A 21,625-nucleotide genomic window follows, 5' to 3' on the forward strand; every position below is an offset into this window, starting at 1 on the left:
GCACCGCCGATGCAACGCGACGAGTTCCTGCAGCAATTGTGGCTGGACTATGTCCACCTGCACCCCGACCTCGGGGCGCTCGACCTGTGGGTCAATGCGCCCGCCGCGGAGTACCTCGCCCTGGTAACCCTCAACCAGGGGCCCTTCAGCACCGAGACACTGTTGCCCACGCTCGGCCATTTCGGCTATCGGCGGGCCGGACAGTACGCCATGGCCGACCGCGGCGTGCTGGTGACCTGCCTGTCCCCCGCCGACAACGGCGCCTGGCTGTTGCTGGTCGAACTTCAGCCCGGGACCCTGACCCGCGAACCGCGCCGCCGTCTCGAAAGCCTGGTGGGCGATGCCCATCCCGCCGACTGCAAGGGGCAGAACCTGCTCTGTCGCGGGCGTCCGTGGCCGATGCCCGACTGGGCGACCTACCGGATGCTCCACCAGGCCCACCCGCTCGCCGCCTGGCTGGCGGCGCTGGGGCCACGCCTGCATCATGTCGGCTTCGATTGCGAACGCCTCGGGGGCTCCCTGGCGCAGGTCGATCACGACTTGCGCCAGGCCGGGCTGGTCGGCAATGCCGACCGCCGCCACGGTATCTTCCCGATCTCGCCCCTGCTCGACTACCGTTACTATCCGGCCTGCACACGGCGCATCGCCTTCGCCGACGGCGATGAACACCGGGTTGCCCTGGGCGGGCTGGCCATCGTCCAGCGCTGTATCAACGGCGAGCGCGAGCGCGCCGCCGAACTGCTGCTACCCCGCCACACTCGTTGCGAGGTCGCCTGACAGTCACCCCAGCGGCTCACTCAATCGGGCCGATCGAAGGACAGCGAGGTCGCGCGAGGCTGCGGATCCGGGCGTCGCCCCCGCGACGGGTCCTGCTCATCGTCCTCGACCTCTTCCGCGCTGTCGCGCGAGTCCTCCATGGCGGGTTCTCGCGGGTCTTCCGAGGCTAGCGCCGCTTCTTCCTCGTATTCGTAGTACTCGAAGTCGAACTCCAGTTGCTGGGGATCGTGGCGGGTGTCGAGTTCGCTGTGATAGTGCGGGGTCTCCATCATCGGCATCGGCGCGTAGGGCTCCTGCGCGATTTCCGGCCGCGTCGTCGTGCGGGTTCCGTGCAGGCGCACCATGACGAACATCGCCAGCGCCAGCGCCGCCGCGCCCAGGAACAGCCACAACCCCTCGGGGCCAACCACCTGCATCACCAGCGAGGCACTGAAGGGCCCGATGATCGAGCCGATGCCGTACCAGATCATCAGCTTGGCGTTGGCGGCGATGATCTCGCTGGGCTCCAGCCAGTCGTTGGTGTGTGCCAGGCTCAGCGAATAGAGCGTGTGCAGCATGGCGGTATGCAAGCAGGCGACGACCAGCAGCATGAGGTAGCTGTAGGCCGCGGCGGCCGAGATGAAGACGCCGGTGACCGCCATGATCGCCGCCATGCACAGGATCACCTTGCGCCGGTCGAGCCGGTCGGAGATACGCCCCAGCGACCACTGGGCGATCAGCGCGACCAGCGTGGTCGTGGCCATGAACTGGGCCGTCTGGCCGGTCGACAGGCCGATCTCCTGACCGAAGAACGGGGTCATGGCGAAGAAGGCCTGAACCATCAGCCCGGCTGTGAAGGCACCGACCAGGCCCACCGGCGCACGCTTGTAGAGTTCCTTGAGCTTGATCTTGTGGGCGACGTCGTGGCTCGACTGCGAGGGGCCGTGAATACGATGGATCGACAGCGGCACCAGCGACAGGGCGAACAGCATCCCCGAGACCGAGAACAGCACCATCGTCGCCGGGTCGGCGATGTTGAGCATCCACTGGCCGCCGGCCAGCGACAACGTCGAGATGACCAGATACCAGCCCAGCACCTTGCCGCGGTTGTCGTTGCTCGATTCCCCGGAGACCCACGATTCCATGACCATCAACAGGCCCGCCGTGGAGGCGCCACCGGCGACACGCCAGACCAGCCATGCCCAGGGGTTGACCCACAGCCCGTGGAGCATCGCGGTGACCGCCAGCATCGCCGCGCAGGCGGCGAAGACCCGGATGTGCCCCACCGAGCGGATGCGCTTCTCGAGGAAATAGCTGCCCAGCACGAAGCCCAGCGAGAAGCTCGACATCAGCAGGCCGGCCATCTGGGAGGGAAAACCCTCGAGGGACATGCGCACCCCGAGCAGGGTCATGATCAACCCGTGGCCGAGCAGAAAACTGATTTCACAGACGAAGAGAATCGGCAGCGTCGCCGGTAATCCGCGCAAGTCGGGCCTCCTCCAAGATGCGTGATCGACGAAACGAGACCGCCGGCCCGAAATAAGGCCGGCGGAGATGGGCATCGCAAAAGTGGGTAGAGTCTAGCCGCTTAACCCCAGTCGGACCAAACCTCGTCCGGTCGGGGAGTTATACACAGAAACTGTGCATAAGGTTGTGAGTGGCGGCTGAACAAGCCCCGCCGACGTAGAGACCGAGCCGCCCCCGCCGCCGCGCTCAAAAAATCGCCGCCGGGTGACACACCCGCGAAACCGGCTGTCGAGCCCGGTATCGCCACCCAGGCCCGGGCGTATCACGCCCTTGGTCAGCGGCGGCATTCGGAGCCAGACTGACCACAAGGTCGATCTTGCGAGCGCCGCCCATCACCAGCCTGACGCGGAAGAGGAGGGTCAGCATGTCCACGCCACTCTGGCAGCCGTCACGGGAAACGATCGAGGCCACCCAGATGTACGCCTTGATGCAGCGCATCAATCGCGACCGGGGCCTGGCCCTGGCCGACTACGCCGACTTGCACGCCTGGAGCGTCGAGAACCTCGAGGCCTTCTGGCCCTATGTCTGGGAGTTGGGCGGGGTGATCGCCGAACGACGCGGCGAGGCCGTGCTGACCCGTCCCGACGCCATGCCCGGAGCCCGCTGGTTCCCCGAGGCCCGGCTCAACGTCGCCGAGAACCTGCTGCGCCGCCGCGACGCCAAGCCAGCGCTGGTGTGCCGCGACGAGCGCGGCCGTCGCCGCGAGTTGAGCTACGCCGACCTCCACGCCCAGGTGGCGCGTCTGGCTCACGCCCTGCGCGACAACGGCGTGACCCCCGGCGACCGGGTCGTCGGCTTCGTGCCCAACAGCGAGCACGCGGTGATCGGCATGCTCGCCACCGCCAGCCTGGGCGCGGTCTGGTCCTCCTGCTCGCCGGACTTCGGCTTTCACGGCGTGCTCGACCGCTTCGGCCAGATCCAGCCCAAGGTACTGATCGCCACCGACGGCTACACCTGGAACGGCAAGGCGATCGACACTCGCCAGCGCGTCGCCGAGATCGGCCGGGCGATCGATTCGCTCGACCGGGTGGTGGTCTTCCCCTTTCTCCGCGACACGCCGGATATCGGCGGTATCGACAAGGCGGTCGGCTGGCACGACTACCTCGACGACGCGGCCGAGCCCCTCGAGTTCGAGCCGCAGCCCTTCGACCATCCGCTGTACATCCTGTTCTCGTCGGGCACCACCGGGGCGCCCAAGTGCATCGTCCACTCGGCCGGCGGCACACTGTTGCAGCACCTCAAGGAACACCGCCTGCACACCGATCTCGCCGCCGACGACGTGCTGTTCTACTACACCACCTGCGGCTGGATGATGTGGAACTGGCTGGTCTCGGGGCTGGCCTGCGAGGCCACGCTGGTGCTCTACGACGGCTCGCCCTTCGCCCCCGACGCACGGTCGCTGTGGCGGATGGCCGCCGAGGAGCGCATCAGCGTGTTCGGCACCAGCGCCAAGTACCTCGCCGCCTGCGAGAAGCAAGGCCTGGCGCCGGGTCGCGAGCACGACCTTTCGGCGCTGCGGGCGATCCTCTCCACCGGCTCGGCACTGACCCACGAGTCGTTCGACTACGTCTACGGCGAGATCAAGACAGACCTGCTGCTGGCCTCGATCTCGGGCGGCACCGACATCGTCGCCTGCTTCGCCCTGGGCTGCCCGATCCGCCCCGTCTATCGCGGCCAGTTGCAGTGCCGTGGCCTGGGCATGGCGGTCGAGGTGGTCGACGACGCCGGCCAGCCGGTACGCAGCGAGAAGGGCGAACTGGTCTGCACGAGGCCCTTCCCGTCGATGCCCATCGGCTTCTGGAACGACCCCGGTGGCGAGCGCTATCACGAGGCCTATTTCGCGGCCTTTCCCGGCCTCTGGGCCCACGGCGACTACGCCGAGATCACCCCCGAGGACGGCCTGATCATCCACGGCCGCTCGGACGCCGTGCTCAACCCCGGCGGCGTGCGCATCGGTACCGCCGAGATCTACCGTCAGGTGGAGAAGGTCGAGGAGGTGCTGGAGTCGCTGTGCATCGGCCAGGAATGGCAGGACGACGTGCGCGTGGTGCTGTTCGTGCGCCTGCGCGACGGGCTGACCCTGGATGACGCGCTGCGCGACACCATCCGCCGGACCATCCGTGACAACACCACGCCGCGCCACGTGCCGGCGCGCATCGTCCAGGTCAGCGACATCCCGCGCACCCTGTCGGGCAAGATCGTCGAACTGGCGGTACGCAACGTGGTCCACGGCCGGCCGGTCGAGAACCGGGAAGCGCTGGCCAACCCGGAAGCCCTCGAACTCTACGAGAATCTGCCCGAACTGCAGGCGTGACGGTCAGCGGCGTCATGAGCCAGGAGTGAGCCGGGACGCTGGGCAGCCCGACACGCTTGCAGTAGCATGGTCGGCAAGTCATTGACGGAGAATGGCATGTCGATCTTCAAGGGGCTCGTCAGCGTGCTGCTGCTGACGGTCAGTACCCTGTTCTGGGCGGTCCCGCTGTATGCGCTGACGCTGGCCAAGCTGGTCACCCCGACCCGCCGCTGGCGCCTGCGTGTGCTGGGCGGCCTCAACCGCATCGCCCTGGCCTGGATCGGCACCAACCTGTGGTGGATGCGGCGCTGGCTGCGTCCGGTACTGGACATTCATCTGCCCGACGGGCTGTCGCCCCACCAGTGGTGGCTGGTGATCGCCAACCATCGCAGCTGGACCGACATCTTCCTGCTGCAGATGGCCCTGCACCGGCGCATTCCCATGCCGCGCTTCTTCCTCAAGCGCGAGCTGATCTGGGTGCCGGTGATCGGGCTGGCCTGGTGGGCCCTGGAGTTTCCCTTCATGCGCCGCTACAAGCGCGAGGCGCTGGCCCGCAATCCGGCATTGGCCCGCCGCGACCGCGAGGCGACCCAGCGGCTCTGCGATCAGGCCCGCCAGACGCCCATGGCGATCTACAACTTCGTCGAAGGCACCCGCTTCACCCCGGCCAAGCAACGCGAGCAGGCCAGCCCCTACCGCCACCTGCTGCGCCCCAAGGCCGGCGGCAGTGCCCAGGTCATCGGCCTGCTGGGCCGTCAATTGAGCGGCATCCTGGATGTCACCCTCGCCTACGCGCGGGAATGCCCGAATTTCTGGGACTTCCTGTGCGGACGCGAAGGGCCGGTCAGCCTGCAGGCGCGGCGCATCGCCGTGCCCGAGTGGATGCTCGAGGGCGATTATCATCAGGACCCGGAGTACAAGGAACGCTTTCAGCAATGGCTCAACGCGCTGTGGCAGGAAAAGGATCGCCGGCTCGCCTCCGCGACGGGCTCGGCCGCTACCGTGTCGGCGCGCTGATACTGCTCCTGCTGTTGCTGAGCGGCTGCGCCAACTCGCCCCGGATCTCCTCCGGCTACACCTCGGTGCTGGCCGGCAACTGGGTGACCATTCGTTCCGGCGACACCCTGGGCGAAATCGCCCGGCGCGCCGGTGTCCCGCTGGTCCGCCTGCAGCGCTTCAACCCCGGGGTCGATGCCCGCCATCTGCGCATCGGCCAGCGCATTCTGGTGCCCAGCCGCCGCGAGCGCGCGCCCTCCGGCGGCCCGTATCGCTACCAGATCCGCCCCGGTGACACCTACACGGCCGTCGCGCGTCGCTTCGGCACCACCGCGGGGCGCATCCGTGCCGCCAATCCCGGCCTCGACCCCGCCGATCTCGACGTCGGCCAACTGGTTCGCGTCCCCCTGTCCGGCGGCACCCGCACCGCCGTTGCCACGCGCAGCACGCGCCAGTCGACGCCGGCCCAGCGCAAGCCCAAACCCAAGTCGACCCGGGCCGTTAGCCTGCCCGATCCGGGCCCGCTGCCCAAGCAGCGGGCCTGGCCCTGGCCGCTCGACGACTACCGCGTGGTGCGGGCCTTCGGCCGCGACAAGCGCGGCGCCCTGCAGCCGATGCTGCTCGCCGCCAAGCGCGGCGACGTCGCCCATGCCGTGGCCGATGGCGACGTCCGCTTCGCCAGCACCATGCGGCAACTGGGGCATGTGGTGATCGTCCACCACGACGGCAACCTGCAGACCGTCTACGCGCTGTGCGACAAGCTCGAGGTTCGCGAGGGACAGACGATCGCCGCCGGCACGCCGGTCTGCACGGTCGGCTACAGCAACGTCACCCACCGCTACGACCTGCTCTTCGACGTCCGTCACGGCGGCAAGCCCATCGACCCGCGCAAGGTGCTGCGCTGAGGCCGGCGGCGTCACACACTGTTCACCGCGCTGTCGTGTCGCTGTCATCCCCGGCGGCGATGCTGACCCCGTCGCTCATTCGACGCGGGAGACACGCGCATGCGCATCGCCATGGTCAGCGAGACCTGGGCACCGGACATCAACGGGGTGGCGCACACCCTCGGCCAGTTGAGTCGCGAACTGCATCGACGCGGGGTGTCGATTCAACTGGTACGCCCGGCGCCCCGGGAGCCGGGACGCGCCGAGCACGTCGCCAGCGAACTCCAGGTCCGCGGATTTCGCGCGCCGGGCTACCCCGACGTGCAACTGGGCCTGCCCACTCGCCGCCGGCTGCTCGCCCTGTGGCGCGAGCAGCGCCCCGATGCCATCTACGTCGCCACCGAAGGCCCGCTGGGCTGGTCGGCGCTGAATGCCGCCCGACGCCTCGGTATCCCGGTGGTCAGCGGCTTTCACACCAACTTCGACCACTACGCGGGGGATTACGGCTGGCGCTGGCTGGCCTGGCCGGTGCGCGCCGTGCTGCGCCATTTCCACAACCGGACCCGGGCCACGCTGGTGCCCACCCGGCAACGCGCCGACGAGCTGGCGCGTTGCGGCTTCCGCGGCGTCCGCGTCATGGCCCGCGGCATCGATACCCGCCACTTCGGCCCGCATCGCCGGGACCCGGCCCTGCGTCGGGCGTGGGGCGTGGACCCACAGCAGCCGGTACTGCTGCATGTCGGCCGCCTCGCCCAGGAAAAGAACCTCGATCTGCTGATCGAGAGCTATCGCGCGATGCGCGCCACGAGCCCCGCCCTGCAGCTGGTGATCGTCGGCGACGGGCCGCTGCGCGGCGAACTCGAACGCCGCCTCCCCGAGGCCATCTATACCGGCTTCGTCGATAGCGATTCGCTGGCGCGGCACTATGCCAGCGCCGATCTGTTCGTGTTCCCCTCGCGTTCGGAAACCTACGGCAACGTGGTCCTCGAGGCGATGGCCAGCGAGCTGGGCATCGTCGCCTTCGATTACGCCGCGGCGGCCGCGATGATCGAGACGGGACATCACGGCTTCACGGTCGCGCTCGACGACGACCAGGGCTTCATCGACGCGGCCCTCGCGCTGTGTCGCAACCCGGGCCTCGCCGCCCGTCTGGGGCGCGCGGCCCGCCTGCGCGTCGAGCCCCAGGGCTGGTCGTCGATCGCCGACGACTTCCTGGCCACGCTACGTCACGTTCAGGAGACGCCTCATGACACACCGCAACCTTCCGGCGTTTGAACGACTCGATACCCTGGAATGGCAGGCCTGCCACCGGCTGGCCTGTTACAGCCGCTATCGAATGATCCTCTGGCTGTTCCGCTTCGCCAGCCGGGTCGGCGACTGGCCCGCCTGGGTGCTTCTGACACTCGTGGTGAGCCTCTCCGACGACACCCAGGGCTGGCGTACCGGCTTGCAGTTCGCCGCCACCGCGGCCGTCGGCGCGCTGGTCTACCGGCTGCTCAAGACCCGGCTGTGCCGCGAGCGCCCCTACATCACCTTCAAGCAGATCCCCTGCACCATGCCACCGCTGGATCGCTACAGCTTCCCCAGCGGGCACACCCTGCACGCTGTGAGCTTCTGTACCCTGACGATCGCCCTGGCCCCGGCGCTGATCCCCTGGATCGCGCCGCTGGCGCTGTTGATCGCCCTGTCACGGGTGGTGCTGGGTCTGCATTACCTCAGCGATGTCGCCGCCGGCGCCCTGCTCGGCTACCTGCTGGCCAGCGCCAGTGTCTGGCTGTACCCGTTGCCGGTGTGAACGGGTCCGGGCCTGGCCAGGTCGGCGTCGACATGCCAACCTGCCGGCATGACCGAATCGAACCCTCCCAACTGGCAGCGACTACTCGACTCGCCCCCACTCTGGCGGCTCGACGGTGCCGTCACGGCCGAGGCGGGGTGGCGCCTGCTCGAACGGCTCGACCGCGAGATTCCCTGGGAGACACCGACCCTGACCCTGTACGGCCGCCGCCACCCGATCCCGCGCTCGCAGTGCTGGATGGGCGACGCCGAGGCCCGCTACCGCTATTCCGGCCAGGACTTCGCGCCCCGGCCCTGGCATCCCGCGGTGAAGGAACTCGGCGAGCGGGCCCGGGCGCTGATCGACCAGTTGGGCGTGACGTCCGACGTCAACAGCGTGCTGCTCAACCGCTACCGCGACGGCGAGGAGAGCATGGGCTGGCATGCCGACGACGAGCCGGAACTGGGTCATGAACCGGTGGTCGCCGCGCTCAGCCTGGGCGCCGAGCGGCCCTTGCGATTCCGCCGGCGCCAGCCGCCGCGCGACCCCTTCAACGTCTGGCTGCCCCACGCCAGCCTGCTGGTCATGGGGGCGGGCGTCCAGGAATGCCTGCAGCATGCGCTGCTGCCGCGCGCCATTCCCGGCCTGCGGATCAGCCTGACGTTTCGTCGCGTCATGCCGGGCTGAGCCCCGGCGACGACAAGGCGCCGTCTCCCAAACGAAAAGGCCGCCTCGATCGAGGCGGCCCGGTAGGCGTCACATAGAAGATAACGGTATAAAACGTTACCCTCGGTGGTAGCCCGGGGCCACGAAGGGCAGCTTGCTGACGGTCATCGGCAGGCGCTTGCCGCGCACTTCGGCATAGACCACGTTGCCGATCTCGGCCTCGTCGATCGCCACGTAGCCCATCGCCACCGGCTGGCCGACGGAGGGCCCGAAACTGCCGGAGGTCACCGAACCGATGGAACGATCGTCGGCGTTGAACAGCTCGGCGCCTTCGCGCACCGGGGCACGCCCCTCGCCGAGCAGGCCGACACGCTTGCGACGATGATCGCGGGCCTGCAACTGGTGGAGGATGACGTCGGCCCCCGGGAAGCCGGCCTCGCGCTCGCCACCGACGCGCCGCGGCTTGCCGATCGCCCAGATCAGGCTGGCCTCGATCGGCGTCGTCGACTGATCGATGTCGTGACCATACAGGCAGAGGCCGGCTTCGAGTCGCAGCGAGTCCCGCGCACCCAGCCCGATCGCTTCGACCTCGCTCTCGGCGAGCAGACACCGGGCGAGGCGCTCGGCCTCCTCGGCGGCGACCGAGATCTCGAAGCCGTCCTCGCCGGTATAGCCACTGCGGCTGACCCAGACCTCCATGCCCGCGATCTCGAATCGGCCGTGCTGCATGAAGACCAGGCGGCAGGCCGCCGGACACAGCCGCTCCATGACCTCGGCCGCCTTCGGCCCCTGCAGGGCGAGCAGACCACGATCCAGCTCCTCGACCGAATACTCGCCGCCAAGACCGGTACGCAGGTGGGCGATATCCTGGGCCTTGCACGCCGCGTTGACCACCAGATAGAGATGATCACCGGCGTTGACCACCATCAGGTCATCGAGGATCCCGCCCTCGGTGCCGGTGAACAGCGCATAACGCTGCGCGCCTTCGGCGAGGCCGACGATGTCGGCACAGACCAGCGACTCCAGCGCCCGGGCCGGCTCCGGACCGCGCAGCACGACCTGGCCCATGTGCGAGACATCGAACAGGCCACAGGCAGTACGCGTATGCTCATGCTCCTTCTTGACCCCCATGGGATACTGGACGGGCATGTGGTAGCCGGCGAATTCCACCATCTTGCCGCCCAGTTCGACATGCAGGTCGTGCAGCGGGGTACGGTTGAGATCGGTCATCGGGTTGCTCCACCCTGAGTGAGCGTGAATGAACGGGCTTCAGCGATTCAGGTCTTCACCCGGCAACACCGTCTTGCCGGCAAAGTAGTCCTTGGTCAGCTTGAAGACCACCGGGGACAACAGGGCCAGCGCGATCAGGTTGGGGATCGCCATCAAGGCATTGAAGACACTGGCCATCAGCCAGACGAAGTCGAGCGGCGCCACGGCACCCGCCAGGATGGCGAGGATGTAGACGACGCGATACAGCTTGATCGAGCGCACGCCGAACAGATACTCGAAGCACTTCTCACCGTAGAAGGCCCAGCCGAGGATCGTGGTGAAGGCGAAGACCGCCAGGGCGAACGACACCACATACTGGCCCACGCCGGGCAGGGTGTTGTCGAAGGCCATGGTGGTCAGCGCGGCACCGGTCTCGCCCGAGGTCCAGTCCTGGGTGGTGAGGATCGCCAGCGCGGTGATCGAGCACACCACGATGGTGTCGATGAAGGTACCGAGCATCGCCACCAGCCCCTGACGAACCGGGTTCTTGGTCTGTGCCGCGGCGTGAGCGATCGGCGCGCTGCCCAGGCCGGCCTCGTTGGAGAAGACGCCGCGCGCGACACCGAACTGGATCGCCTTGGCCACCGCCGCGCCGGCGAAGCCACCCGCCGCAGAGGCCGGCGAGAAGGCATGCCCGAAGATCAGGCCGAGCGCCGCACCGATCTGGTCGGCATTGATGACGAGGATCAGGACACCGCAGGCGAAGTAGGCGATCGCCATGATCGGCACCAGCTTGCCGGCGACCTTGGCGATACGCTTGATGCCGCCCAGGATCACCGCGCCGGCGAGCAGCATGATCACGATGCCGGTCAGCCAGTGCGGCAGATTCAATGACTCGCCCAGGCCGTCGGCCACGGAATTGGATTGCACGGTGTTGCCGATGCCGAAGGCCGCCACGGCGCCGAAGAAGGCGAATAGACCGCCCATCCACGCCCACTTGCGGCCCAGGCCGTTACGGATGTAGTACATCGGGCCGCCGACGTGATCCCCGGCTTCGTCGACCTCGCGGTAGCGCACCGCCAGCACCGCCTCCGAGAACTTGGTGGCCATGCCCACCAGCGCCGTGATCCACATCCAGAACACCGCCCCCGGGCCACCCAGGAAGATGGCGGTGGCCACCCCGGCGATGTTGCCGGTGCCGATGGTCGCCGACAGCGAGGTCATCAGCGCGTTGAACGGCGAGACCTCGCCCTCCTTCTCGTCGCCCTCGGCGGTGGTCCGCCCCTGCCAGAGCAGCTTGAAACCGGTCCCCAGCTTGCGGATCGGCATGACCTTCAACCCGGCCTGCAGGTAGAGCCCCACGCCGAGCAGCAGCACCAGCATCAAGGGGCCCCAAACGACGCCCTCGATAGCGCTCAGTAGATTCGTCAACGTTTCCACGTCATTACTCCCAGTGACAGTTTGTTGTTAGGCACGCATGTGCACGGTGTCGCGCCGTCCTGCCGACCGCCGTGACGGTGACCGGCAGGACGGTTGAAACGAACCGGCGTAACGATAGCGGAACCCGCCGCCCCGACTCCACTCGACCTTAGAAAAAACTGCACTTTCTTTTCCGGTCAGAACAAAGCTCATGGTGAACGCCGCCACTGCCGGACGAGTCTCCTGACAGAGTAAAGAGAAACTTTTTTCTTTTAGGAAACATCGCCACCTTACCCAGCCACCAGCCTCGGCGCAAGCACGTCGCCCGATCCGCCATCCCCGGTGGTAGCATAGCCCGGACCCGCGGCCCCTGCCGCCCAGGTCGCCGGACGGGGCGTGCGCGTCACTCCAGGGATGGCGCTCCAGGACTGGACGGAGACGCCAAATCTGGCCACCCTTACCCCACGGTCAGGCACCAATGCTCGCGTTCGTATCGCCGCCGTGTCGCCGACCCTGACAAGAGAGTCGTCATTCAGGCAAAATCGCGATACGATTCCCTAAAAAGAAAACCATTTTTCGTATAGGAAAAATTATGAGCAACATCCCCGCGAACCTGCGTTACACCGACAGTCACGAGTGGATCCTCGACAACGGCGACGGCACGGTCACCATCGGGATCACCGATCATGCCCAGGAAGCCCTCGGCGACGTGGTCTTCGTCGAACTGCCCGACGTCGGCCGCGAGCTCGATGCCGGCGAGGAGTTCGGCGTGATCGAATCGGTCAAGGCGGCCTCCGACCTCTACGCCCCGCTGGCCGGCGAGATCGTCGCCGTCAACGAGGCGCTCGAGGATGCGCCGGAAACCGTCAACGAGTCGCCGTACGAGGAAGGCTGGATCGCCCGAGTCAAGCCCAGCGACAGCGCCGCCCTCGACGACCTGCTCGATGCCGACGCCTACGCCGCGATCGCCGACACCGACGCCTGAACGACGGCGGGCGAGATCGCCCGCCGCGTTCGAGCGTGCCCCTTCCGTTTCTCAACCCGGGCCTGACCGCCCCGTCACACTCAGGGTGCTCCATGTCTACAGATAACCGCCGTCTGGCCGACCTGGTCAGTCATGACGCTTTCGTTCATCGCCATAACGGCCCCGACGCCGCCGACGCGAAGGCCATGCTCGAGACGCTCGACGTCGCCGACATGAACGCCTTGATCGAGAAGACCGTGCCCGCCGGCATTCGTCTGGGACGCGAGCTCGACCTGGACCCGCCGCGGGGCGAGGCGGAGGCGCTGGATTACCTGAAGCGCCTGGCGCGCCAGAACAAGGTCTTCAAGACCTACATCGGCCAGGGCTACTACGGCACCCACACGCCGGCGGTGATCGTGCGCAACGTGCTCGAGAATCCGGGCTGGTACACCGCCTACACGCCCTATCAGCCGGAGATCGCCCAGGGCCGTCTGGAAGGACTGCTCAATTTCCAGCAGATGGTCATGGACCTGACCGGCATGGACCTGGCCAATGCCTCGCTGCTCGACGAGGCCACCGCCGCCGCCGAGGCCATGGCGCTGTGCCGGCGCGCCAACAAGGCGGTCAAGAGCGACCGCTTCTTCGTCGCCGACGACGTCTTTCCTCAGACCCTCGACGTGCTGCGCACCCGCGCCGCCTACCTGGACATCGAACTGGTGGTCGACCGGGCCGAGAACGTCGCCGCGCACGAGGTCTTCGGCGCGCTGTTCCAGTACCCCGGCGACGGCGGGCGCATCGCCGATCTGGGCACGCTGATCGGCCAAGCCAAGGAGAACCGGGCGCTGGCCTGCGTGGCCACCGACCTGATGAGCCTGGTGCTGCTCAAGGAACCCGGGGCGCTGGGCGCGGACATCGTCCTCGGCAACTCGCAGCGCTTCGGCGTGCCGATGGGCTATGGCGGCCCGCATGCCGCCTTCTTCGCCACCACCGACAAGCACAAGCGCTCGATCCCCGGGCGGATCATCGGCGTTTCCCGCGACAGCCGCGGCAACACCGCGCTGCGCATGGCGATGCAGACCCGCGAACAGCACATCCGCCGCGAGAAGGCGACCTCCAACATCTGCACCGCCCAGGCGCTGCTGGCCAACATCGCCGGTTTCTATGCGGTCTACCACGGTGCCGAGGGGCTGCGAACCATCGCCTCGCGCATCCATCGCCTGACCACCATCCTCGCCGAGGGGCTGCGCCGCCACGGTGTCGCGCTGGCCCACGACAGCTGGTTCGACACCCTGACCCTGACCGGGGTCGACGCCGGCAAGATCCATGGACGCGCCCTGACCCACGAGGTCAATCTGCGCCTCCACGGCGACGGCCGGGTTGGCGTGAGTCTCGACGAGACCACCTCGCCGGCCGACGTGGCGCGGCTGTTCGACGTGCTGCTCGGCGAGGAGCACGACCTGTCGGTCAGCGCGCTGGACGAGGCGGTGATCGCGGACGGCCTCACCGGCATCCCCGCGGATCGTGCCCGTGAAACGGGCTTTCTCGACCATCCCAACTTCACGCGCTACCGCAGCGAGACCGAGATGCTGCGCTACCTCAAGCGCCTGGAGAACCGCGACCTGTCGCTGACCCACGCGATGATCCCGCTGGGCTCGTGCACCATGAAGCTCAACGCGACCAGCGAGATGATTCCGATCACCTGGCCGGAATTCGCCCAGATCCACCCCTTCGCGCCCGGCGATCAGGCGGTGGGTTACAAGCAGATGATCGACGAGCTCAGCGCCTTTCTGGTCGAGATCACCGGCTACGATCACATCTCGATGCAGCCCAACTCCGGCGCCCAGGGCGAATACGCCGGCCTGGTGGCGATCCGCCGCTATCAGGCCGACCAGGGCCAGGGGCACCGCAACATCTGCCTGATTCCCAGCTCGGCCCACGGCACCAATCCGGCCTCGGCGGCCATGGCACAGATGAAGGTCGTGGTGGTCGAGTGCGACGACACCGGCAACATCGACATCGACGACCTGCGCAGCAAGGCCGAGCAGCACAGCGAGGCCCTGTCGGCGATCATGATCACCTACCCCTCCACCCACGGGGTGTTCGAGGAGACGGTGCGCGAGGTGTGCGAGATCGTTCACCGGCATGGCGGCCAGGTCTACATCGACGGCGCCAACATGAACGCCCAGGTGGGACTCGCCCGGCCGGGCGACTTCGGCGGCGACGTCTCGCACCTCAACCTGCACAAGACCTTCTGCATCCCCCACGGTGGCGGCGGCCCGGGCATGGGGCCGATCGGGGTCAAGGCCCACCTGGCGCCCTTCGTCGCCAACCATGTGGTCACCCCCCTCAACGGGGTCCGCGAGGACAGCGGCGCGGTCGCGGCGGCGGCCTTCGGCAGCGCCTCGATCCTGCCGATCTCCTGGGCCTACATCAAGATGATGGGCGCGCGCGGACTCCGCGAGGCCACCGAGCTGGCGATTCTCAACGCCAACTACATCGCCCACCGCCTGGAATCGCACTACCAGGTGCTCTATCGCGGCATCAACGGCACCGTGGCCCATGAATGCATCATCGACATCCGCCCGCTCAAGAACGCCTCGGGGATCAGCGAGGAGGATATCGCCAAGCGCCTGATGGACTACGGCTTCCACGCCCCGACCATGTCGTTCCCGGTACCGGGCACGCTGATGATCGAGCCCACCGAATCGGAATCGCGCTACGAGATCGACCGCTTCTGCGATGCCATGATCGCGATCCGCGAGGAGATCCGGCGCGTCGAGCAGGGCGAATGGCCGCTCGACGACAACCCGCTGGTCAACGCCCCGCACACCATGGCCGACCTGATGGACGACGGCTGGGAGCGCCCCTACTCCCGCGAGCTCGCCGCCTTCCCGTCGGAGGCCGTCAAGGCCGCCAAGATCTGGCCGGCGGTCAACCGGGTCGACAACGTGTTCGGCGATCGCAACCTGATCTGCTCCTGCCCGAGCATCGATGCCTACCGCGACTGAGTGGCCCGCCACCCGGTATCACGGCAGCTAACGCAACGGCCCCGCATGTGCGGGGCCGTTCGCGTTTCGGGCGTTCAGATATCGAAACCGGGCTCCTCGACCAGGCCGTAGAGGGTATTGCGCCGTTCGTCGCGGAAATCGTCGAGCAGTTGTTGGTAACGGCGCGGCAGGTCGCTGCCCGATTGCGTGACGATGTAGAGGGATTCGTAGACCTGATTGGGCAGGGTCAGTGCCTTGACCTGACGCTGCCAGGGCGAGGTCTCGAGCACCAGTCGCGAGATCACCGTGAAGCCCAGCCCGCGGGCCACGGCGTCGAGCACCATGGCGACCTCGTTGGTGAAACCCTGGCGGGGAAAATGGCTCATCGAGCGGAATTCGCCGGCGAAGTTGGCGCGCAGCAACTGACCGGCGTGATTGAGCCCATCCGAATAGTTGATGAAGCCCAGCGCCATCAATTCCTGCAACGAGGTCCCGGTGAAGTCGGCCGGGACCACCAGGCACAGCGGCTCCTGATGCCACGGCTCGAAGTGCAGCTCGGGATGCCGCACCCGCTCGGTGACGATGCCCAGGTCGTGTCGCCCGGCCAGCACGCCCTGCACGATCTCGTGGTTGAAGGCGAAGCTGTAATTCACCGTCAGCCCCGGGTGCATCTGCTGATAGCCGAGAATGAACGGGTAGAACATCAGCCCGATGCTGCCCGGCGAGGCGACACGGCACTCCCCGGAGTGCGGGGACTCGTTGTCCAGCGAGTGGCGAAAATGCTCGTGCTCGGCGAACAGTCGAATGGCGTAGTCGTAGGCACGTCGCCCCGCCTCGGTGAGCGTGAAGCGTCGTCCATGGCGGTTGAGCAGCGGCTTGCCGAGATACTTTTCCAGCTTGCGGATGTGCTGACTGACCCCCGGCTGGGTCATGTCCAGACGGCGTGCAGTGTGCGTGAAGCTGCCGGTCTCTACCAGCGTGATGAAGGTACGAAAGTACTGGGCGTTGAACATGGATCGAGGGGTCCACTCGCTGGAAGTCATTGGTGGCGCGGCACAAGCGACGCCCCCGGGTCGGCGACACGGCTGGCCATGCCCAGGCCGATCAGGACACCGCCACAAGCTTAACAAAAATGCCCGCGCCCCGCAGCGCTGCGGGGACGAGAGCGGCGTGTTAGCATCGACGAAGACACTTCCCCGGACCCGACAGATCACTGTCGGCGAGTGGCAGAATCGGCCTGACGAACGCTTGCCAGGGATTCGCCCTCGCCGGGGGCGGCATGACAAGGAACCCTAGATGCCCGAAACGATATCCACGACGATTTCCCCGGAAGGCAGCCTCGAGGTCCTCTCCCAGCAGGAGGTCAACCGCCTGCGAGACACCTCGGCCAACGGCCTTCACGACCTGCTGCGGCGTTGCGCGCTGGCGGTCCTCAATTGCGGCTCGCCCACCGACGACGGCCTGGCCGTGATGGAAGCCTTCCACGACTTCGACATCGAGGTGCTGCAGCAGGACCGCGGCATTCGCCTCAAGCTCACCAACGCCCCGGACGAAGCCTTCGTCGACGGGCACATGATCCGCGGCATTCGCGAGCACCTGTCGGCGGTGCTGCGCGACATCGTCTACGTCTTCAACGAAATCCAGCAGCAGCCGCGCTTCGACCTCTCCACCGGCGAGGGCACCACCAATGCGGTGTTCCATATCCTGCGCAACGCCGGCACCCTGAAATCCTCGCGCGAACCCAGCCTGGTGGTCTGCTGGGGCGGTCACTCGATCACCCGCGAGGAGTACGACTACACCAAGGACGTCGGCTACCATCTGGGCCTGCGCGACATGGACATCTGCACCGGCTGTGGCCCGGGCGCCATGAAGGGGCCGATGAAGGGCGCCAACGTCGCCCACGCCAAGCAGCGTCGCAAGCACGGGCGCTATCTGGGCATTTCGGAGCCCGGCATCATCGCCGCCGAGTCACCCAACCCGATCGTCAACGAGCTGGTGGTGATGCCCGACATCGAGAAGCGCCTCGAGGCGTTCATCCGGGTCGGTCACGGGATCATCGTCTTTCCCGGCGGCGTGGGCACCGCGGAAGAGATCCTCTACCTGCTGGGCATCCTGCTGCACCCGTCGAATGCCGACACGCCCTTCCCGGTGATCCTCACCGGGCCGTCGAGCGCCGCCGAGTACTTCAAGCGCATCGATGAATTCCTCGCCTATACCCTCGGCGAGTCGGTACGCCAGCGCTACCGCATCATCATCGACGACCCGATCGGCGTGGCCCGCGCCATGCGCGAGGGGATCGACGAAGTCGCCGAATTCCGGCGCGCTCACAACGATGCCTTCTACTTCAACTGGCGCCTCAACGTGCAGCCGGCCTTCCAGCAGCCCTTCGAGCCCACCCACGAGGCGATGGCCGGGCTCGAGCTGCATCGTGAGCTGCCGGTCCACGAACTGGCCGCCAACCTGCGGCGTGCCTTTTCCGGCATCGTCGCCGGCAACGTCAAGGAACCCGGCATCCGCGCGATCGAGGCCCGCGGCCCCTTCCGCCTGCATGCCGAAGCCGAACTGATGGAACGCCTCGACGCCCTGCTCGGCTCCTTCGTCACCCAGGGCCGCATGAAGCTGCCGGGACGCGAGTACGTGCCCTGCTACACCTTGAAATGAATCACGGCCCGGAATGCTCCGGGCCGCCATGCATCGCCCCGGTCGCTCGGCCGGGGCGGCGTCGAGGGGCTTGCCGTCAGGCGCCGCGGCGCCGCCACCCCACCAGCAGGGCATGCCCCAGCAGACCCAGGGCCGTGCCGTGGGAAAGCACCATCAGGCGATCGACCCCGCCCTGGCTCCACTGCCAGATCGCCACCAGCGCCAGGCCCAGCACCAGCCTGAGCGCCAGACTGGTCAACAGCCCCGGCAGGCGACGTCTTGCCGGCGCCTCGAGCACTCGCCACGAGAGCAGTGCCCCGACGAGCACCACGACCAGCGCCCCCGTCAGCAGCCACAGGCGATCCGACTGGCCGGCGGCGTGCAGATAGCGCGGCAGGGTCGCCAGCAGGGCGATCGCCACGCCCACCATCACGCTGACCCGCTCGGGCGTCATCAGGTTGGGTTTCACCACGTCACCTCCTTCAGGCCTGACGAAGCTGCTGCTCGGCGATCCAGCGCTCCGCCCAGGGAACGGCCTCGTCGTCGGCCATGAAGGTTTCCATGGCATCGATCTCGAGGCGTTCGCCGAGCCGTTGTGCCCCGAGATCCTCGAGCAGGGCGTCGAGACTGCGCCCTCCGCCGCAGAAGCTATCGACATAGGAGCTGTCGCCCAGCGCGATCAGCCCGTAGCGCAGCGCTGTCAGGGTCGGCGGGCGTTCCTTGAGCGCCCGCACGAACGGCGTCAGATTGCCGGGCACGTCGCCGCTGCCGGTGGTCGAGGTGCAGAACAGCGCCAGATCGGGCAACGGATCGACGAGGTCCTCGAGGGTGGGCTGCTCGAGGATGTCGACCTCGTAGCCGGCCTCTTCGAACAGCGGCTTGACCTGCTCGGCGACATCCAGGGCACCGCCGTAGACGGTACCGACGAAGATCTTCAAGGTAGGCATGTATCGGACTTGCTTGAGGAATTTGCTCGGATATTACCACGGAAACGCCACCGAGGCAGCGCCGCAGGCGGGCTGCCTCGGTGGCGCAGGCCGGCTATACTCGTCGCTTTGCCGGGGGCACGCAGCGCATGGATCAGACCTTCGAGACCTGGGCCACGCCGCTGATGATCGGCGGACTGATCCTGTTCATGGGCTTCATCATCTGGGACCTGGCGCGCCAGTCGCGCGCGGGCCGTTTCGGTAGCGTGATGCTGTTCATGGTGCTGGGCGCCGGCCTGCTCGCCTTCGTGATCAAGGTGGTGATCACGTATTTGATGGAGAGCGGCGGCGGTCTCTAGGGCCAGGGCCGCCGCCGCTGTACGTCACTCCGCCGGCCGGGCCTGCCCGGCGGCACCGATTCGGCGTTCGATCATGCTCTCGTGGACGTCCTGCAGGCTGGCCGGGTCGTCGATGGTCGACGGCATGCCATACGCCTCGCCGTCGGCGATATTGCGCAGCAGCTTGCGCAGGATCTTGCCCGAGCGGGTCTTGGGCAGGCGCGGCACCACCAGCACCTGGTGGAGGCAGGCGATGCCGCCGATGCGTTCGCGCACCAGGGCGACCAGGGCGCGCTCGAGCGCCTCGTCATCGCCGTCGAAGCCGTCCTTGGGAATCACCAGCGCGATCGGCACCTGCCCTTTCAGCGCGTCCTGAATGCCGATCACCGCGCACTCGGCCACCGCCGGATGCGCGCCCACGACCTCTTCCATCTCGCCCGTGGACAGCCGGTGCCCCGCCACGTTGATCACGTCGTCGGTGCGCCCCATGACGAACAGATACCCGTCCTCGTCGAAATAGCCACCGTCGCCGGTCAGGTAATAGCCCGGATAGGCGGCCAGATAGGCGCGCTGGAAACGCGCCGGATCGCGCCAGATGCCGGCCAGGCAGCCCGGCGGCAGGGGTTCGCGAATCACCACACTGCCCTGGGTGCCGGGCGCGGCCCTGTCGCCGTGCGGGTCGAGCACCTCGACGGCGTACCCCGGCACCGGCATGGTGGCCGAACCGGCCTTGGTCGGCATGGGCTCCAGGCCCTGCAGGTTGGCGGCGATCGGCCAGCCGGTCTCGGTCTGCCACCAGTGGTCGATCACCGGAATCTTCAGCAGGTCCTCGAGCCAGTAGAACGTCGGCGGATCGAGCCGCTCGCCGGCCAGGAACAGGGTGCGCAGACAGCCGATGTCGTGCTTCTCCAGCCAGTGGCCGTCGGGATCCTCCTTCTTGATCGCCCGGAACGCCGTGGGGGCGGTGAAGAAGGCGCGAACCCGGTATTCCTCGATGAGCCGCCAGAACGCCCCGGCATTCGGCGTGCGCACGGGCTTGCCCTCGTAGACCAGCGTGGTGCAGCCGTAGATCAAGGGTGCATAGACGATATAGGAATGCCCCACCACCCAGCCCACGTCGGAGGCCGAGAAGAACACCTCGCCGGGCGACATGCCGTAGACACGCTCCATGGAATAGTGCAGTGCCACGGCATGGCCGCCATGGTCGCGGACCACCCCCTTCGGCTTGCCGGTGGTCCCCGACGTGTAAAGAATGTAGAGCGGGTCGGTCGCCGCCACCGGGACGCACGCCGCCGGCTCGGCCGTCTCGATCACCGTGCGCCAGTCATGATCGCGATCGCCGAGTTCGGCCGTCAGCGCTTCCCGCTGCAGGATCACGCAGACCTCGGGGCGGTGGGTACTCTGCGCCAGCGCGGCGTCGAGAATCGGCTTGTAGGGAATCACCCGGTCGACCTCGACACCGCAGGAGGCGGCGATCACCACCCGCGGTTCGGCGTCGTCGATGCGTACCGCCAGTTCGTGCGCCGCGAAACCGCCGAACACCACCGAGTGCACGGCACCCAGTCGGGCACAGGCGTACATCGCGACCAGCGCCTCGGGGACCATCGACATGTAGATGACCACCCGGTCGCCCTTGGTCACGCCCAGTTCCCGCAACGCACCGGCGAATCGCGCCACCTCGTCGCGCAGTTGCCGATAGCTCAGGGTCCGCTTGCTCCGGGTGACCGGCGAGTCCCAATGAATGGCCGGCTGATCGCCGCGCCCGGTCTCGACGTGATGGTCGAGCGCCACGTGGCAGGTATTCAGCACGCCGTCGCCGTACCAGCGCGCATGACCCTGTTCGTCATACGCGAGAATGGTCCCGGGTGGACTGAACCAGGGGATGCGCTCAGCCTGCTCCGCCCAGAAGGCAGCGGGTTCCTGGATCGCGAGTCGGTATTCGGTCTGATAGGCGCTCATGGAAATCCTGACCTTTGATGATGGTTGTTGTCAGCCGTGTGGTCGACGCCGCCACAACGATTGTTGACACTCTAGGTCAGGGGCGAACTTTTGCCTTCATACCATGGCCTAAAACCGGCACAGCGAGCGAGTCTTCGTGATCTGCGACAAGCCGCGTGACAAAATTGTCGACAAAGAGACGCAAGGACCGTCATGACGGCAAACGCTACGCTGATTTATCGTGAAATCCACCCCAGCGCCCCGATTGCGCGGTGAATGAAGTTTCACTAAATCAGTAATGAAGGCAG

Annotated in this window: 18 protein-coding genes; 11 read left to right on the plus strand and 7 right to left on the minus strand. The window is 67.2% G+C overall.

Going from position 1 to position 21,625, the window contains the following annotated elements:
- Positions 1-9: 9 nt before the first annotated feature.
- Positions 10-777: a VOC family protein gene (locus D0901_RS00725; protein ID WP_129138375.1), complete on the plus strand. Its 768-nt coding sequence runs from the start codon at positions 10-12 to the stop codon at positions 775-777.
- A 20-nt stretch (positions 778-797) separates the two neighbouring features.
- Here D0901_RS00725 and D0901_RS00730 read toward each other — a convergent pair whose 3' ends face one another.
- Complete coding sequence (locus tag D0901_RS00730; protein WP_129138376.1) at positions 798-2,243, minus strand: MFS transporter; 1,446 nt, start codon at positions 2,241-2,243, stop codon at positions 798-800.
- 404 nt (positions 2,244-2,647) lie between these two features.
- On the opposite strand from D0901_RS00730, the gene D0901_RS00735 reads away from it, so the two are divergent.
- From D0901_RS00735 to D0901_RS00760, 6 genes are all read left to right on the plus strand, one after another.
- The gene (locus tag D0901_RS00735; protein WP_129138377.1) at positions 2,648-4,597 is read left to right on the plus strand and encodes an acetoacetate--CoA ligase; all 1,950 of its coding nucleotides are present in this window, start codon (positions 2,648-2,650) and stop codon (positions 4,595-4,597) included.
- A gap of 96 nt (positions 4,598-4,693) precedes the next feature.
- A complete protein-coding gene (locus D0901_RS00740) occupies positions 4,694-5,593 on the plus strand; it encodes an acyltransferase (RefSeq protein ID WP_129138378.1) in 900 nt (299 codons plus the stop codon).
- Complete coding sequence (locus D0901_RS00745; RefSeq protein ID WP_129138379.1) at positions 5,512-6,477, plus strand: M23 family metallopeptidase; 966 nt, start codon at positions 5,512-5,514, stop codon at positions 6,475-6,477. Before D0901_RS00740 ends, D0901_RS00745 begins: the two co-directional genes overlap by 82 nt.
- 99 nt (positions 6,478-6,576) lie before the next feature.
- The gene (locus tag D0901_RS00750) at positions 6,577-7,731 is read left to right on the plus strand and encodes a glycosyltransferase family 4 protein (RefSeq protein ID WP_129138380.1); all 1,155 of its coding nucleotides are present in this window, start codon (positions 6,577-6,579) and stop codon (positions 7,729-7,731) included.
- Positions 7,703-8,251, plus strand: coding sequence for a phosphatase PAP2 family protein (locus D0901_RS00755; RefSeq protein WP_129138381.1), 549 nt, complete (start codon positions 7,703-7,705; stop codon positions 8,249-8,251). The genes D0901_RS00750 and D0901_RS00755 overlap by 29 nt, the downstream gene beginning before the upstream one ends.
- A gap of 48 nt (positions 8,252-8,299) precedes the next feature.
- The gene (locus tag D0901_RS00760) at positions 8,300-8,917 is read left to right on the plus strand and encodes an alpha-ketoglutarate-dependent dioxygenase AlkB family protein (protein ID WP_129138382.1); all 618 of its coding nucleotides are present in this window, start codon (positions 8,300-8,302) and stop codon (positions 8,915-8,917) included.
- 96 nt (positions 8,918-9,013) lie between these two features.
- Here the strand turns inward: D0901_RS00760 and gcvT are convergent, their stop codons facing one another.
- Positions 9,014-10,126 carry a glycine cleavage system aminomethyltransferase GcvT gene (gene gcvT, locus D0901_RS00765; RefSeq protein WP_129138383.1) on the minus strand — a complete coding sequence of 371 codons (1,113 nt, stop codon included), beginning with the start codon at positions 10,124-10,126 and terminating at the stop codon, positions 9,014-9,016.
- Between the two features lie 39 nt (positions 10,127-10,165).
- A complete protein-coding gene (locus D0901_RS00770) occupies positions 10,166-11,545 on the minus strand; it encodes an alanine/glycine:cation symporter family protein (protein ID WP_129138384.1) in 1,380 nt (459 codons plus the stop codon).
- 571 nt (positions 11,546-12,116) lie between these two features.
- Between D0901_RS00770 and gcvH the strand changes: the two genes are divergently transcribed.
- On the plus strand, positions 12,117-12,509 hold the full coding sequence (gene gcvH, locus D0901_RS00775) for a glycine cleavage system protein GcvH (protein ID WP_129138385.1): 393 nt from the start codon (positions 12,117-12,119) through the stop codon (positions 12,507-12,509).
- A 92-nt stretch (positions 12,510-12,601) separates the two neighbouring features.
- Positions 12,602-15,496, plus strand: coding sequence for an aminomethyl-transferring glycine dehydrogenase (gene gcvP, locus D0901_RS00780; protein WP_129138386.1), 2,895 nt, complete (start codon positions 12,602-12,604; stop codon positions 15,494-15,496).
- Positions 15,497-15,570: 74 nt separating this feature from the next.
- On the opposite strand, the gene D0901_RS00785 is transcribed toward gcvP, so the two are convergent.
- Positions 15,571-16,488: a LysR family transcriptional regulator gene (locus tag D0901_RS00785; RefSeq protein WP_129138387.1), complete on the minus strand. Its 918-nt coding sequence runs from the start codon at positions 16,486-16,488 to the stop codon at positions 15,571-15,573.
- 283 nt (positions 16,489-16,771) lie between these two features.
- Here D0901_RS00785 and ppnN point away from each other — a divergent pair, with 283 nt between their 5' ends.
- Positions 16,772-18,136, plus strand: a complete 1,365-nt coding sequence (gene ppnN, locus D0901_RS00790) for a nucleotide 5'-monophosphate nucleosidase PpnN (protein WP_129138388.1) — start codon at positions 16,772-16,774, stop codon at positions 18,134-18,136.
- A 76-nt stretch (positions 18,137-18,212) separates the two neighbouring features.
- Here ppnN and D0901_RS00795 read toward each other — a convergent pair whose 3' ends face one another.
- Positions 18,213-18,587, minus strand: a complete 375-nt coding sequence (locus D0901_RS00795; protein WP_233440313.1) for a hypothetical protein — start codon at positions 18,585-18,587, stop codon at positions 18,213-18,215.
- A gap of 10 nt (positions 18,588-18,597) precedes the next feature.
- A complete protein-coding gene (locus tag D0901_RS00800) occupies positions 18,598-19,062 on the minus strand; it encodes a flavodoxin (RefSeq protein WP_129138389.1) in 465 nt (154 codons plus the stop codon).
- 128 nt (positions 19,063-19,190) lie between these two features.
- Here D0901_RS00800 and D0901_RS00805 point away from each other — a divergent pair, with 128 nt between their 5' ends.
- Positions 19,191-19,400 carry a DUF2788 domain-containing protein gene (locus D0901_RS00805; protein WP_129138390.1) on the plus strand — a complete coding sequence of 70 codons (210 nt, stop codon included), beginning with the start codon at positions 19,191-19,193 and terminating at the stop codon, positions 19,398-19,400.
- Positions 19,401-19,424: 24 nt separating this feature from the next.
- Here D0901_RS00805 and D0901_RS00810 read toward each other — a convergent pair whose 3' ends face one another.
- Positions 19,425-21,344, minus strand: a complete 1,920-nt coding sequence (locus tag D0901_RS00810) for a propionyl-CoA synthetase (RefSeq protein WP_325051820.1) — start codon at positions 21,342-21,344, stop codon at positions 19,425-19,427.
- Between the last annotated feature and the right edge of the window lie 281 nt (positions 21,345-21,625).

The organism is Modicisalibacter coralii, assembly GCF_004117855.1.
GTDB lineage: Bacteria > Pseudomonadota > Gammaproteobacteria > Pseudomonadales > Halomonadaceae > Modicisalibacter > Modicisalibacter coralii.